13 protein-coding genes are annotated in these 12,856 nt (G+C 47.7%); 10 read left to right on the top strand and 3 right to left on the bottom strand.

Annotated features, from left to right (window positions below):
- The first annotated feature begins 109 nt into the window (after positions 1–109).
- The 4 genes from C161_RS32560 (at position 110) to C161_RS03380 (ending at position 3,021) form a co-directional block, all read left to right on the top strand.
- Positions 110–265 carry a hypothetical protein gene (locus tag C161_RS32560; RefSeq protein ID WP_036668267.1) on the top strand — a complete coding sequence of 52 codons (156 nt, stop codon included), beginning with the start codon at positions 110–112 and terminating at the stop codon, positions 263–265.
- A gap of 96 nt (positions 266–361) precedes the next feature.
- Complete coding sequence (locus tag C161_RS03390; RefSeq protein WP_036668240.1) at positions 362–1,093, top strand: ABC transporter ATP-binding protein; 732 nt, start codon at positions 362–364, stop codon at positions 1,091–1,093.
- Positions 1,094–1,114: 21 nt separating this feature from the next.
- Positions 1,115–2,362: an ABC transporter permease gene (locus tag C161_RS03385; RefSeq protein WP_036668238.1), complete on the top strand. Its 1,248-nt coding sequence runs from the start codon at positions 1,115–1,117 to the stop codon at positions 2,360–2,362.
- A 275-nt stretch (positions 2,363–2,637) separates the two neighbouring features.
- Positions 2,638–3,021, top strand: coding sequence for a hypothetical protein (locus tag C161_RS03380; RefSeq protein ID WP_051447349.1), 384 nt, complete (start codon positions 2,638–2,640; stop codon positions 3,019–3,021).
- A gap of 142 nt (positions 3,022–3,163) precedes the next feature.
- On the opposite strand, the gene C161_RS03375 is transcribed toward C161_RS03380, so the two are convergent.
- Positions 3,164–4,432, bottom strand: coding sequence for an NAD(P)/FAD-dependent oxidoreductase (locus C161_RS03375; protein WP_036668236.1), 1,269 nt, complete (start codon positions 4,430–4,432; stop codon positions 3,164–3,166).
- Between the two features lie 213 nt (positions 4,433–4,645).
- Between C161_RS03375 and C161_RS03370 the strand changes: the two genes are divergently transcribed.
- From C161_RS03370 to nadE, 3 genes are all read left to right on the top strand, one after another.
- A complete protein-coding gene (locus C161_RS03370) occupies positions 4,646–6,322 on the top strand; it encodes a two-component system sensor histidine kinase NtrB (RefSeq protein ID WP_235193725.1) in 1,677 nt (558 codons plus the stop codon).
- 222 nt (positions 6,323–6,544) lie between these two features.
- A complete protein-coding gene (locus C161_RS03365) occupies positions 6,545–6,979 on the top strand; it encodes a BrxA/BrxB family bacilliredoxin (protein ID WP_017690788.1) in 435 nt (144 codons plus the stop codon).
- Between the two features lie 139 nt (positions 6,980–7,118).
- Positions 7,119–7,928: an ammonia-dependent NAD(+) synthetase gene (nadE, locus tag C161_RS03360; RefSeq protein ID WP_036668235.1), complete on the top strand. Its 810-nt coding sequence runs from the start codon at positions 7,119–7,121 to the stop codon at positions 7,926–7,928.
- Positions 7,929–8,085: 157 nt separating this feature from the next.
- Here nadE and C161_RS03355 read toward each other — a convergent pair whose 3' ends face one another.
- Positions 8,086–8,901 (bottom strand): alpha/beta hydrolase family protein, encoded by an 816-nt coding sequence (locus C161_RS03355; RefSeq protein WP_036668234.1) that lies wholly within the window; start codon positions 8,899–8,901, stop codon positions 8,086–8,088.
- Between the two features lie 250 nt (positions 8,902–9,151).
- On the opposite strand from C161_RS03355, the gene acpS reads away from it, so the two are divergent.
- The gene (gene acpS, locus C161_RS03350) at positions 9,152–9,550 is read left to right on the top strand and encodes a holo-ACP synthase (RefSeq protein WP_036668233.1); all 399 of its coding nucleotides are present in this window, start codon (positions 9,152–9,154) and stop codon (positions 9,548–9,550) included.
- Positions 9,551–9,579: 29 nt separating this feature from the next.
- Positions 9,580–10,947, top strand: a complete 1,368-nt coding sequence (gene mutY / locus C161_RS03345; protein WP_036668232.1) for an A/G-specific adenine glycosylase — start codon at positions 9,580–9,582, stop codon at positions 10,945–10,947.
- 310 nt (positions 10,948–11,257) lie between these two features.
- Here mutY and C161_RS03340 read toward each other — a convergent pair whose 3' ends face one another.
- A complete protein-coding gene (locus tag C161_RS03340; protein ID WP_036614138.1) occupies positions 11,258–11,869 on the bottom strand; it encodes a superoxide dismutase in 612 nt (203 codons plus the stop codon).
- 421 nt (positions 11,870–12,290) lie between these two features.
- Between C161_RS03340 and C161_RS03335 the strand changes: the two genes are divergently transcribed.
- Entirely contained in the window at positions 12,291–12,716 is a 426-nt protein-coding gene (locus tag C161_RS03335; protein ID WP_017690782.1) for a GNAT family N-acetyltransferase, read from the top strand.
- Positions 12,717–12,856 lie beyond the last annotated feature (140 nt).

Genomic DNA, 12,856 nt, shown 5'->3' with positions numbered 1-12,856 from the left:
AATTTGCCTAACGGAATTAGTAGTGATTTTATGGATACATTGGCTGATGTGATGGGTGATTATGATCAAACCTTGAAAGGTCTCAAGGATAGGTGAGTATGACCCGGTATTGAGTATTCAAGAGGTTATTGCGATCAACGACGCTATGATTAAGCGTTACAGTCCTGGAGAGCAGATTGGAGTTAAAGATTCTGGTCTGCTTGAATCTGCTGTTGTAAGAGCACAATCATCAGCTTTTGGTAACGAAGCCTACCCATCTATATAGAAATGCTCAAAATGATCAAACACACAGCCCGCAACTCGATTACAATAAAACATAAAGAATGAAATAAACACCCGATTAGAACAGGGAGTGAATGATATGGGAACGGAATATAAAAGCACGGAAGTACAGGAGTCCATATTGGACGTACATATTACAGAGGCAGGATACGAGCCGGGACAATCGACCATACGCAATATTCGAATGAATGTGGGGCGAGGAGAGCTGGTAGGTATTATCGGACCCAATGGTGCGGGCAAAAGTACCACAATCAAAACGCTTCTTGGTCTGCTGGAACATGCGAACTATGAAGTTACGATTGGCGGAGATGGTCGTTATGCTTATATTCCGGAGCAACCGGTTTTTTATGAATATATGACACTATGGGAACATCTTGATCTGGCCGCAGCGGCGTATGAAATGGAGGAAGAAGCTTTTGTTGCCCGAGCGGAGGAACTGTTGGTTCGTTTCGGTATGGACCACGTTCGGAATGATCTTCCAGCCAGTTTCTCAAAGGGCATGCGGCAGAAAATGATGTTGATGATCGGATTTCTGTCTTCGCCGGATATTTATATTGTGGACGAGCCGTTCATCGGACTGGACCCTCGTGCAACCAAGGATTTTCTAAAATTACTTGATGATGAACGTCGCCGCGGCGCGGGTGTGCTTATGTCTACGCATGTACTGGATACCGCTGAACGAATCTGCGACCGGTTTATTCTGATTGCTTCGGGCAGATCTGCTGCCGAGGGAACATTGGATGAGATCCGTGAAGTGGCAGGATTGCCGGAAGCCTCTTTGTTTGACTGTTTTGATGTACTGACGTCTTAGATAGAGAGAGGGTGAGAGAGAATGGAAACTTCCCAGTGTTATACCCCACTTCGTTTATACAGACGAAGACGCAAAGAGCATTTCAAGGAACAGATGAAAAATCTCAGACTCGTCGTGGATTGGACAGTGTGGGTATACCTGCTTGTTCCGGGTCTGCTCTATCTGATTGGATGGTACACGAGTCTGTGGACCAAACCGCTGCCTGCATGGGCGACAGGATTACCGCTCCCCGTACTGACTGGGCTGATCGACGTGGTTATGCTTACCGGTGGTGTGTTGATATTTGTGGAGGAAGCGGATGTATTGTTTTTGAAATCAAGACCGTTGTGGATGCGAACACTGATGAGGCAAGGGCTCTACCGGTCCTGTCTGCAACATCTGGGCAAAATGATCCTGATTACAGCGCTGACCGCACCCCTGTGGTCCCGTGTCTATGAGATGTCGAATCTCCAGATTGCACTTATGGCTGTCTGGTTTGGTGCGGTAGCTTCATTCCAAGCCATAACACTACATATGACGAAGGTTCGACATACTGGATGGCGACGCTGGATTCAGATGATCCCTCTCGTCATTGGCATAGGTTACATGACCATTCATGCGACATCATGGATGCATGGACAGACGTGGAAAATCAGTTTTGGAATCGTAATTATCATGCTTCTTCTAATTACAGTTGGACAGATGAGGCTATTGATGAAGGGAACGTTTGAAGGGGATGTGCGGGAGGATCTGCGGAGCAGGCTGCAGCTTACAGCTCTAATGTTAAGCCGGGCGGTGAGCAAGCCGAAAGCCCCACGAACACGGTCCATCATCTTCCGTAAACCGCGTAAACTGTTACGTAATCGTTCCATCGCGAATCGGACAGCGGAGATTGCATTCAAGGCATTTTTCCGAAACTCGGCCACGATGAAATTGTATCTGCAGCTTGGCGGACTATCCATCGCAGCAGTTGCATTACCACCTTTTCCGGTCAATGTCATTGTGTGTGCGTTATTAATCATCATGTTGACGGTGATGTTTTATCGTTCCTGGGATGTTTTTGCCACGTCCGACTATGTTCAGCTTATAACGTATGACACGGAGGCGCTGCATCTTGCAGGTTCAATGATGGTTCGGATGTTGTTTGTCCCGATTGGTATTCTTATGGGATTCACGCTGGGATTGGCCTGGCTCGGCTGGATCGTCGGTATTCTGACAGCTGCAGGTGCGGTGGCCTTCGGACTCTGCGTCTTATCTATTGCCGGATGGGTCCGGCTGACCCGGGCCTAGGCCGTGTCTCAAAAACTCGCTGAAGTTCATCTTTTACCGCCTTTTCGCCCCATGCTGTGTCACTTTCCCTTGACGTGCCCCGGCACGCCTGCGGAAAACTTCCTTGCTTGGAACGAAAATTCGGCAAAATCTGATTCCTTCGGAGTTTTCAGACACGCCCTAAAGGAATTCCTTTCTAATTCGGAGCATATCGTGCGCTATATCTGCCCATGCTATAGAAGAAGAATCTCATCTATGGATGATGAGAGATTAGCTGTAGCAAGGAGGAAGAGAAGATGATGGATAATAGCGAACTACAGGTGCACTTTTCAGACGATTCAGCGTTGAATGCCGCCAGGGCAACCTTGGAGGAATTGGGATATAAGCCGTATCAGTCCGGCCCGCTGGAACTGTACATCCCCACAGATCGCCAAGATCCTCAGTCTGCCGTAGAGATTGTACAATCTCATGGAGGAAGTGCCGTGTTTGCCTCGCAAACGGAAGAACTGGATCAGTTTCAGAATATATCGATTCCGGCTCATCTCGTGAATGAAGACTGGCATGAGGGTTATGCGAGCCAAAACCAGGGAAGCCAGGCTGAGCAAGGCAGACATAACTATAGCGATGACCCGACATACGATGATTCGGCTGATGGATTTTCAGGCAGTGTGAAAGCATAGAAGCATCACAAGCTAAGAGCAGTTCGAGCTAATTTTTCTAAAATGGAACAATGCCCAAAAACCCCGATCGTCCACAATAGTGGATATCGGGGTTTTTGGCATCTGAGCTAATTCATTATCGGGTTAAAAGGTGTAATACCTATTATGATGTAACGTGTTTATATTCAGCTGCATGCATGCCAGCCGTGTATCCTGTGGAGAATGCAGCGGTGATATTATACCCTCCGGTGTAGCCGTGAATATCCAAAACTTCACCGCAAAAGAATAGTCCAGGCAGCAGCTTGGATTCCATTGTTTTTGGGTATATCTCCTTTAAGTGGATTCCTCCCCCAGTAACAAAGGCTTCTTTGAGCGATCTCGTTCCGTCTGCACGGAAGGTAAAAGCTTTCATTAGCCCACACAAGTTGCTTAACATACCTTTGGGGAAATGGTGGAACGTGAGGTCATCGCTGATCTCTGCCCGTTTCATCATTAAGGGAATCATACGTTCAGGAACCCATGTTTTTAAAATATTTTTGACAGCTTTGCGGGACTCTTGTTCCAATACTTGTTGCACCTGTGCTTCTAATGCACCTAAGGACAGTTCCGGGAACAGATCAATGCTCATAATGACCTGTGGGTTTCCAGACTTCATCTGAACCTTGCGGATAAATTGGCTGCAGCGCAGTGCAACCGGTCCTGACACGCCAAAATGCGTGAAGATCATATCCCCGCGATGAGAGATGACTGTTTTTCCTTTGGCATCTACTACGGATAGAGCGATATCCCTTAAAGACAAACCTTGCAGTTCTTTAGACTGAATCCAACTCTCTCCAGACACAATGGGCACTTCGGTCGGATATAACTCCGTTATCGTGTGACCCGCAGCCTCAGCCCAAGGATAACCATCTCCGGTAGATCCCGTTTGGGGTACGGACTTGCCGCCGGTAGCGATGATGACAGAGCGCCCAAGAATGGTTTTACCGGATATCAATTTAACACCTTGTATCTGCTGACCATTCTGAATAATTTCCTTGACCGGTTCTTTGGTGCGAATCTCAACGCCGAGGGAGACAATCTTGCCAACCAGCGCATCCACAACTGTTTTGGCTTTATCGGTTACAGGGAACATTCTGCCGTTGTCTTCTTCTTTCAGGGCAATTCCGAGATTCTCGAAGAAACGCATGATTCCCTGGTTGTCCAAATTTTGAAACGAACTATATAAAAAGCGTCCATTACCCGGAATATGTCGGATTAGTTCATCCGTTTCCTTGGCATTGGTTACATTGCATCGACCTCCGCCAGAGATGCCGAGTTTACGACCCAGTTGATCTCCTTTATCCAGCAGAAGCACGGAGGCTCCATGCTCGGCAGCAGCAACGCAAGCCATCAGGCCCGCAGATCCACCACCAATTACAATGACATCATACATATGTTATTACCCTCTTTTTTCATTGATTTTGTCTGTTTTACGTAAAATGTGTCTACTCCTGGCTTTTTCTGAAATATAATGGAGTTATGAGCAGTTCTATTGTGCAGTCTTAAGGGATATATTGTAATATACTGTCGCCTATGTTTTAATCAGAAATACATGAGGGAATGTGCAGGCAGAGGAGGAGATGGCATTGTGGTTGCGTTAAAGGACATGCTTTTACAAGTACTGCTGGCAGGGTCGGCGGTATTTCTGATTCCCTTATTCCGTCTGGCACTCTCCAAGCGGGTTATTGCCAGAATGGAACATGCCGGAATCGTTCATACCAGTTTTGCTGTGACAAGTGTCGCGAGCATGTTATTGTGTCTGCTGTTTGCGCTCTATGCAAGCCCGGTGGCCGTACCCATATCATTAAGCATCGTACCTGTGATACTTGTTATTTTGTATTGTAAGTCCGCTATAGGCGTAACGCTGTCCATTCTACATATTCTCTTCTATTTTCTTTTTGCGCATCCCTATGATCTGTACGGATTTCTCCTTCATACGGGCATTCTTCTCTATCCTATTGTATGGTTGTCTGCCAAACGATTCAAGCATAATACACCTTCACGCAAAATGGCGATCCTCATCATCCTGATTACAATGGAACTGGTTGTAACGAGTCTGTTATGGATCGCATCCCTCCAGAATGAATCCACATACTCTGCGACCTACATGATACTTACAGCACTTGGATATACCGCTGGAGCCATTGTTGCGGGCAGTCTGAGTCTGCTATGGCTGGAACGGATGAAGCACTATCGCGGGCTGGAACAGCATCTCTCGGAAGTCCACCACCGATACATAGCTGAAACGGAGAAACTTCATCAGATTCTAAATGCAGTGCCTCTCTCCATTGCCACCGTAGATAAACAAGGCACAGTGATGTTTGTCAATGAGATGATGGAGCAAACCGCAAGGGAGCAGTTACCTTGTACCTCCACACCTGATCTCATTGGACAGCCTGCCAGTCAATTTGTTGAACAAGGTCAGGCGGACAAGATGGATAAAAGCATTCGCAGAGCCGTCGTTCATGGTGAGATTAGTGGGTTGACCGTTCGTTACGGTGCACACGTATTTCAGTCCCGAACCGTACCGATTTATGCCTTTTCAACAGAGTCTGCGAGAGAAGTTACAGGAGCCATGCTGATCATTCAGGATATCACGGAGCTTGAGATGTTGCGAAGTGAACTGGATAATGTGGATCGTCTCAGTCTGGTGGGGCAGATGGCTGCAAGCATTACGCATGAGGTGCGTAATCCAATGGCGGTTGTGCGGGGTTTTCTTCAACTCATGCAGGAAAAGAGTCCTGATTCCCTCGATCACTATTACCGGATCGTTCTGGAAGAGCTGGACCGGGCCAACAGTATCATTAATGATTTCTTGTCTTTGGCTCAGAATCGTATTGCCGAGAAAGAAGAATCCCAGCTGCACGATATCATCCATGAACTCAGTCCGTTGTTATGGGCGGATGCGAACCTGCGTGGTCAGAGTATAGAACTCATGTTGGCCCATAATGTGCCAAAGTTGCATCTCAATTCTAAGGAAATCAAACAGGTGGTGTTGAACCTGGCCCGTAACGGGATGGAAGCCATGAATGAGAAGGGTGTGCTTACGCTGGAGACGCGGATAGTGGATGATAAAGTGGAACTGTGTGTACGTGACACAGGACCTGGTCTACCCAGAGTGAAGAAGGAAAAGCTGTTTGAACCTTTCTATACGACAAAAGCCAAGGGAACCGGACTTGGATTGTCCATGTGCCTAAGTATTGTGGAACGACATAATGGAACCATTACTGTGGAATCGGAGGAAGGACAGGGCACGACCTTCAAAGTGGCATTTGAACGTTAGTCATTCAGCATATATTGCCAGACATTGAGACATAATATTATGGAAGAAGCCTTTCCGCAGGCGGTTTCTGAATCTTGCTTTCATTGCTTATGGATGTATAATAGGAATAGCACATCATTACATCCATAATGTTCGATATGAATGTAACGTTGTTTTGGAGAGTTTATTGGCCTTTAATTTTATCAAGATCATAGAACAACCATTTATAAGGAGTGAAACCGAATGTCGATGTCATTTGATCAATACATGAAAGATATGGTTCAACCGATGCGGGATGATTTAACTCGTCTAGGAATCCAGGAGTTGCGTACTCCTGAAGAAGTGGAAGCAAGTCTTCCGGATGCAAAAGGAACAGCGCTGGTTGTCATTAACTCTGTCTGCGGATGTGCCGCAGGTCAATGTCGCCCAGGTGTGTCCCAAGCACTGCAGCACGATATTACACCGGATCACCTGTACACTGTATTTGCTGGTCAGGACAAAGAAGCAACTGCAAAGGCACGTGAATTCTTTGCACCTTATCCTCCATCTTCACCGTCCATCGCTCTGATGAAAGACGGAGAACTCGTTCACTTTATCGAGCGTCATCAAGTGGAAGACCGTTCTGCAGAGGATATTGCGGCTGATCTCAAAAGTGCATTTGACCGTTACTGCCGTTAATTCGCTCCAATAGAACGCCCCGCCCTTCGGATCACCGATGCCGGGGCGTTTCATTTTGGATAGATAAGGTTATTGAACCATTCGGACCTTTCAAGCTGGACATCAAATTTCATTCATTTAGAAACGGGGTGTGTGAACGATGAGTTTGCAACAACAGATCATCGCTGAATTGAAGGTTAAACCAAGCATTAATGAAGAAGAGGAAGTACGCAAGCGTGTTGATTTTCTGAAGACGTATGTGAAAAATGCGGGTGCCAAGGGTTTGCTGATTGCGATCAGCGGCGGTATTGACAGTGCAGTGGCTACGGCGCTTTGCAAAAGAGCGACGGACGAGCTCACGCAAGAGAACAACCAAGAGTACAAAACGCTTGGTGTGTTCCAACCTTATGGTGAACAATCCGATATCGACCACAGCTACGCTGTAGCCAAAGCATACGATCTGAAGCATGTCGTGGAAACCAATATCGAAGATGCAGTGAACGAGATTGCGCTGGAAGTGGAGCAAGGTTTCAAATCCTTGGGCAGCCCACGTCATATGACTCACCAAGGCAAAGGTAATGTAAAGGCGAGAACTCGTATGGTTATGCAATATGCGCTTTCGTTTGAAGAGAACCTGCTCGTTGTAGGTACGGATCATGCGTCCGAAGCCATTACAGGCTTCTATACCAAATGGGGCGATGGCGCTGTGGATATCACACCACTAAGCACTCTGAACAAACGTCAGGTACGCCAGCTGGCAGCATATCTGAACGTGCCACAGGCTGTTTTGGACAAAGCACCATCGGCAGGGCTATGGGAAGGTCAGACGGACGAAGATGAGCTGGGAATCTCGTATGAAGCGAACAGCGACTATCTCGAAGGCAAACAGATCGATTCGGCTGCACAAGAGCGCCTCGAAGCGTTCTATACGCGCACACATCACAAACGCAATGCGATTCCTGGTATCTAATACGGGTGGATGAGCATGATCGTTATAAGCTGTTAACACCAACATTGAAATAACGTCCCTTTTAGGGAATGCAAAAGAGTCACTGCTCACGCAGTGACTCTTTTTGTTATGTGGAACGAGAAACCGCAAAAATCCAGGTGACTACTATAAAGATGTGTTAGCTATTCCAGTCTTTGATCTGTTGCAGGGTTTGGGTGATGGCTTGCTCCAGTTGCGGAGTGGTTTCTTTAAATGGGTGTACGGTATTAAAGGTATGGTTCCCATCAGGAATCTGGTGCCATGGGATATCAGGGCGTGCTTGCACAAGTGCGGCAGAACCGTCCCGCAGACGCTGGGGATCTTCTGTTCCCTGAATGAGTGCGACTCGCAAAGTCGAAGAAGCCAAGCGGTCAAGGATAGCGTAACGTTTGCTATGCTTGTCCAGGTCTTCCAGAATAGCCACGTCCAGTGGCATCTGCTGGCCTGTTCGTCCGTTAACGACATGGCTGCGGCCATGCGTACGCATTTCTTCTTTTTGCTCCGCTGTGAAGAGATCCAGATTGGTTACGCCATTCCAGGAGATGACACCTGCCACCTGCTCGGGGTGATCCAGTGCATAGACGAGACTTACGCCCGCACCGCGGCTATGACCAACCAGGTATACAGGAAGTCCAGTGAGTTCAGGTTGTGTAGCCACATGTTCCAGTACCAGGGCCAGATCGGCAAGCTCCCGGCTGTAGGTATTCACTGCGAACTTTTCAAGTTCAGAGAATTGCTCCAGATATTCGCCGATACCGTTGTGAGAGAAATTAAAGGTCAGCACATGATGCGTCTGGCTTAGCTGTGCAGCTGCATAGGGGAACATGCCCCAGTCTTTGAAGCCTTTGTATCCGTGAGCCAGAATGATGACACCTTGAGCGGGTTGTTGTGCAGGGAAAAAGTCTCCGCGAATGATCGCATCTACGTCAGTAAGCAATTCAAAAGTTATGGGCATTATTCAGACCTCCTAAGAATTTCAGACGATTCCTGATTCATATTTTAGCATATATGGTAATGCGGATAGGTACTCGCTTCTGATCGTCCCTCCTGCTACAATAGAATACGTGTTCGGAGAGTTACGGATCATGTGATTGAATGGAGATCTTTTACAATGAAGGTTCAAAAAGAGCGGTTTTCAGTACCGAGAAGATGGGACTTTTTGAATAACCTCTTACAGTATAAAAGATTAAGCGGGTGAAGCGTTGATGATATATGGCATAGGTAATGATGTGCTGGAGATTGGACGTATGCAGAAGTTATTGTCCGGTCGCCATGCGGAAGCTTTCATAAAACGAATTTTAACGCCAGCAGAGCAGGAGATCGCGGTTCGTCGAGGGAAGCGGATGACGGAGTTTGTATCCGGTCGATTTGCAGCGAAAGAAGCGGTGTCTAAGGCATTTGGCTGCGGTATTGGTGGTGTCATGGGCTTCACTGACATTGAGGTGCTACCTGATGGGACAGGACGTCCCGTGGCCTCGCTGTCCAGTCAAGCCTGGGAACGTCTGCAGCTGCCATATGATAAGCAATATGACATTCATTTGAGTATTACACATCAGACGGAATTGGCAGCGGCCTTTGCGATCGTGGAACAGATGGAAAAGTAGTTAGCTTGGCAATAGGAGAGGACGGAAATATGGGTTTACAGGAACAGAAACAACATTTCAGCGTGAATTTGCTGGACTGGTATATGGTCAACAGACGGGATTTGCCGTGGCGTCGCCACAACAATCCGTATTTCACATGGGTATCGGAGATTATGCTTCAGCAGACGCGGGTAGATACGGTAATTCCGTATTTCAATCGTTTTATCGGGAATTTCCCGACCGTACAGGCGTTGGCGGAAGCACCCGAAGAGGATGTCTTGAAAAATTGGGAGGGACTCGGTTATTACTCCCGTGCACGTAATCTTCAGGCAGCCGCGAGACAAGTCATGGAGCTGCACGGAGGCGAGATGCCGCAGGACAAGCCGGCTGTCTTTGCATTAAAAGGAGTGGGCCCGTATACTGCCGGGGCCATTCTCAGCATTGCCTTCAACCAGCCGCAACCTGCGGTAGATGGCAATGTCATGCGGGTACTGTCCCGATACTTCCTCATCGATGAGGACATTATGAAGGGCAGCACCCGGGTGTTGATGGAAGAGCTCGCAGGAGAGCTCATTCCGGAAGGGCGGGCGCGTGATTTCAATCAGGCGCTGATGGAGCTTGGCGCGCTGGTGTGTACACCCAAAGCGCCGCACTGCCTGACTTGCCCGGTCATGGAGCAATGTTCCGGCCGCATCGCCGGAAGAGAGCTTACACTGCCGGTCAAGACCAAGGCGAAGCCGCCGCGCCCTGAGCAGCGGCTGGTCGCGATTGTGGAGGGCCGCGGTGCTCATCGCGGCCAAGTGCTTGTGCGCCAGCGCCCAGACACGGGCCTATTGGCCCGCATGTGGGAGCTGCCGCATGTGCTCGCGGCGCCCGCCGCAGCCAGCAAGAAGGCGGCGCCGCTGGCGGATGAGCCGGCCATGGCATTGCTGGCCGGCAGTCTGTGGGCGGAAGGCTTCGCTGCCCGCCCGGAAGGGCTGGCTACCCATGCGGAGCATGTGTTCAGCCACATTGTCTGGAGCCTGCAGGTGTACAAGTGTACCGAGCAGGACCAGAGCAGTGAGCTTCCGCTGATCGCAGCGGAAGCCAGAGCCGCCTACGATGCACAGGCGGCAACAAGGGAGGGCACAGCCTCATCATCAGCTGTGTCACCTGAGTCAGACACGACGCATTCATCGGAGCCAGGCACGCCTAATGCGCAGAACATCTCAACATCGCTTAACGATGGAGAGATGTTGATGTCATCATCTGATGTTAGTGACCTAGCGCTGAGCACTCCGACATTGACAGGTAAAGGCGATGGCTTGACCTACCGCTGGATCGGTCCGGAAGATATGGATAAGATGGCATTCCCGAATATCTTCCTGAAGCTGATCAGCAGTTATTTTGCTGGTGCGTATGATCAAGTGAATGATTAAATGGGGGAGCTAACGAACTCCAGAGGTCTTATCATGTGGATATACCACAATTATAAATTCTAACGAACCTGAGTGACGTTATCATAGCCAAATCAACCCAAAAGTGCGTATCAAAGCCCGTATCTGGGGAAATAGCTACTCTGAGATTCGTTAGGTTCGCGATACGATGAAATATGGAGCAATAGCGTGTCCTGGGTTCGTTAGAAACAAAACACCCATTAACTATAATGATAGCAAAAAGAGAGCCTGATCACGGTCACGATGACCGAATCAGGCTCTCTTTTATGTTAACTATTGCATGCTAACAATCTTATTTTGCAGAAGCGTATCGTTTGTTCACTTCATCCCAGTTGATTACATTCCAGAAAGCGGCGATGTAGTCAGGACGTTTGTTTTGGTAGTTCAGGTAGTAAGCGTGCTCCCATACATCCAGACCCAGAACCGGAGTCAGACCTTCGAAGAGAGGGCTGTCTTGGTTAGGTGTGCTAGTGATGGACAACTTACCATCTTTACCAACTACGAGCCAAGCCCAGCCGGAACCGAAGCGAGTTGTAGCTGCTTTAGCGAAATCTTCTTTGAATTTATCAAAGCCACCCAGTTCGCTATCGATAGCTGCTGCGATATCGCCTGTAGGAGCGCCGCCGCCGTTAGGTCCGATGATTTCCCAGAACAAGCTGTGGTTAGCATGTCCACCACCATTGTTGCGAACCGCTGTGCGGATGCCTTCTGGTACGCTGTCAAGGTTAGCAATCAGATCTTCCAAGCTTTTTTCTTGCAGTTCAGGAGCGCTTTCCAGAGCTGCGTTCAAGTTGGTTACATAAGTATTGTGATGGCGATCGTGGTGGATTTCCATCGTTTTTGCATCGATATGTGGTTCCAGTGCGTCGTTAGCGTAAGGAAGTGCTGGTAATTGAAAAGTCATAATGAAATACCTCCTGAGATTTTAGGTTTTTTTTGAAAACAGGTACATATGTAATAATACCCTTGCCACTAATATTAAACCGCATTCGAGCTAATTAAGCAACATTTTTGTTTATTAAGTCCCCCGAGGCGTTGATCTAATGATGGGCCAGAGATAACAAACATATTTTACCCTTTATTCAACTATTTATGTGTTTTCAGGCGTTAAAATGGATGGAAAGTTTAATATTCGTATGTAAACGGTTACAATTAAGCGCTTTCAAAAGAAAATGCGTGTTTTATGGAGAAAAGTATGGTTTAATTGACGAAGAAGCGGTATTTTCTCGTTTTTTGTCATTATATGAACATTGGGTTTTTGGTAAAAAGGGATTCCCTTTTTGTAAAAAACCTCATCTAAGCTAACGAAAAGGGAGATTTAAGACATGCACGTTCGTTCCTTTCAGTTGAGTGATGCAAGCCAGATGACGGAGCTTCTCCAGGTTGCACTATCGGAAGAGTGTTATGAGAACACGATGGGCCCGTTTGCCCGTCAATTGTCATGGGATTCTGACCTGATCATGGTTGCGGAAGAAGAGGGAGACCTCGTAGGCGCTTTGATCGGTACGATTGATCACAACCAGGGTTGTATCTACCGTATTGCGGTACATCCAGACTATCGTCGCCGTGGAGTCGGCAAAACACTTGTCGAGGCTATGGAACAGCGGTTCCAGCAGCGTAAAGTCAGCCAAGTATGGGTGGCGGGTGATGAGCACAACAAAGTAGCCATGCCTCTATATGAAGCAATGGGTTACGGTGCCAATCAGATTATGAGCGCTTTCCAGACTCTTAGTATTTTGTCCAAAGCTTAGTTTGCATGTTTAAAAAGAAATAAAAAAAAGATTTTCATTTCATATTAGGCATATCTCTTTAACGTGTAAGAACGTGAGGGATGTGCCTTTCTATTTATATGAGTGTTCTTCACGTCATATTCCTCTGGTTTCCTCAATTT

Origin of the sequence: Paenibacillus sp. FSL R5-192 (assembly GCF_000517845.1) — a bacterium.
GTDB classification, from domain to species: domain Bacteria; phylum Bacillota; class Bacilli; order Paenibacillales; family Paenibacillaceae; genus Paenibacillus; species Paenibacillus amylolyticus.
The sequence above is the reverse complement of the archived record's forward strand: the minus strand, read 5'-3'. Positions and strand labels throughout refer to the sequence as shown.

What these genes read in the sequence shown, in the direction of transcription:
- C161_RS03390 (WP_036668240.1), top strand. Translation starts at nt 362, where the DNA reads ATGGGAACGGAATATAAAAGCACGGAAGTACAGGAGTCCATATTGGAC.
- C161_RS03385 (WP_036668238.1), top strand. Translation starts at nt 1,115, where the DNA reads ATGGAAACTTCCCAGTGTTATACCCCACTTCGTTTATACAGACGAAGA.
- C161_RS03380 (WP_051447349.1), top strand. Translation starts at nt 2,638, where the DNA reads ATGATGGATAATAGCGAACTACAGGTGCACTTTTCAGACGATTCAGCG.
- C161_RS03375 (WP_036668236.1), bottom strand. Translation starts at nt 4,432, where the DNA reads ATGTATGATGTCATTGTAATTGGTGGTGGATCTGCGGGCCTGATGGCT.
- C161_RS03370 (WP_235193725.1), top strand. Translation starts at nt 4,646, where the DNA reads ATGCTTTTACAAGTACTGCTGGCAGGGTCGGCGGTATTTCTGATTCCC.
- C161_RS03365 (WP_017690788.1), top strand. Translation starts at nt 6,545, where the DNA reads ATGTCGATGTCATTTGATCAATACATGAAAGATATGGTTCAACCGATG.
- nadE (WP_036668235.1), top strand. Translation starts at nt 7,119, where the DNA reads ATGAGTTTGCAACAACAGATCATCGCTGAATTGAAGGTTAAACCAAGC.
- C161_RS03355 (WP_036668234.1), bottom strand. Translation starts at nt 8,901, where the DNA reads ATGCCCATAACTTTTGAATTGCTTACTGACGTAGATGCGATCATTCGC.
- acpS (WP_036668233.1), top strand. Translation starts at nt 9,152, where the DNA reads ATGATATATGGCATAGGTAATGATGTGCTGGAGATTGGACGTATGCAG.
- mutY (WP_036668232.1), top strand. Translation starts at nt 9,580, where the DNA reads ATGGGTTTACAGGAACAGAAACAACATTTCAGCGTGAATTTGCTGGAC.
- C161_RS03340 (WP_036614138.1), bottom strand. Translation starts at nt 11,869, where the DNA reads ATGACTTTTCAATTACCAGCACTTCCTTACGCTAACGACGCACTGGAA.
- C161_RS03335 (WP_017690782.1), top strand. Translation starts at nt 12,291, where the DNA reads ATGCACGTTCGTTCCTTTCAGTTGAGTGATGCAAGCCAGATGACGGAG.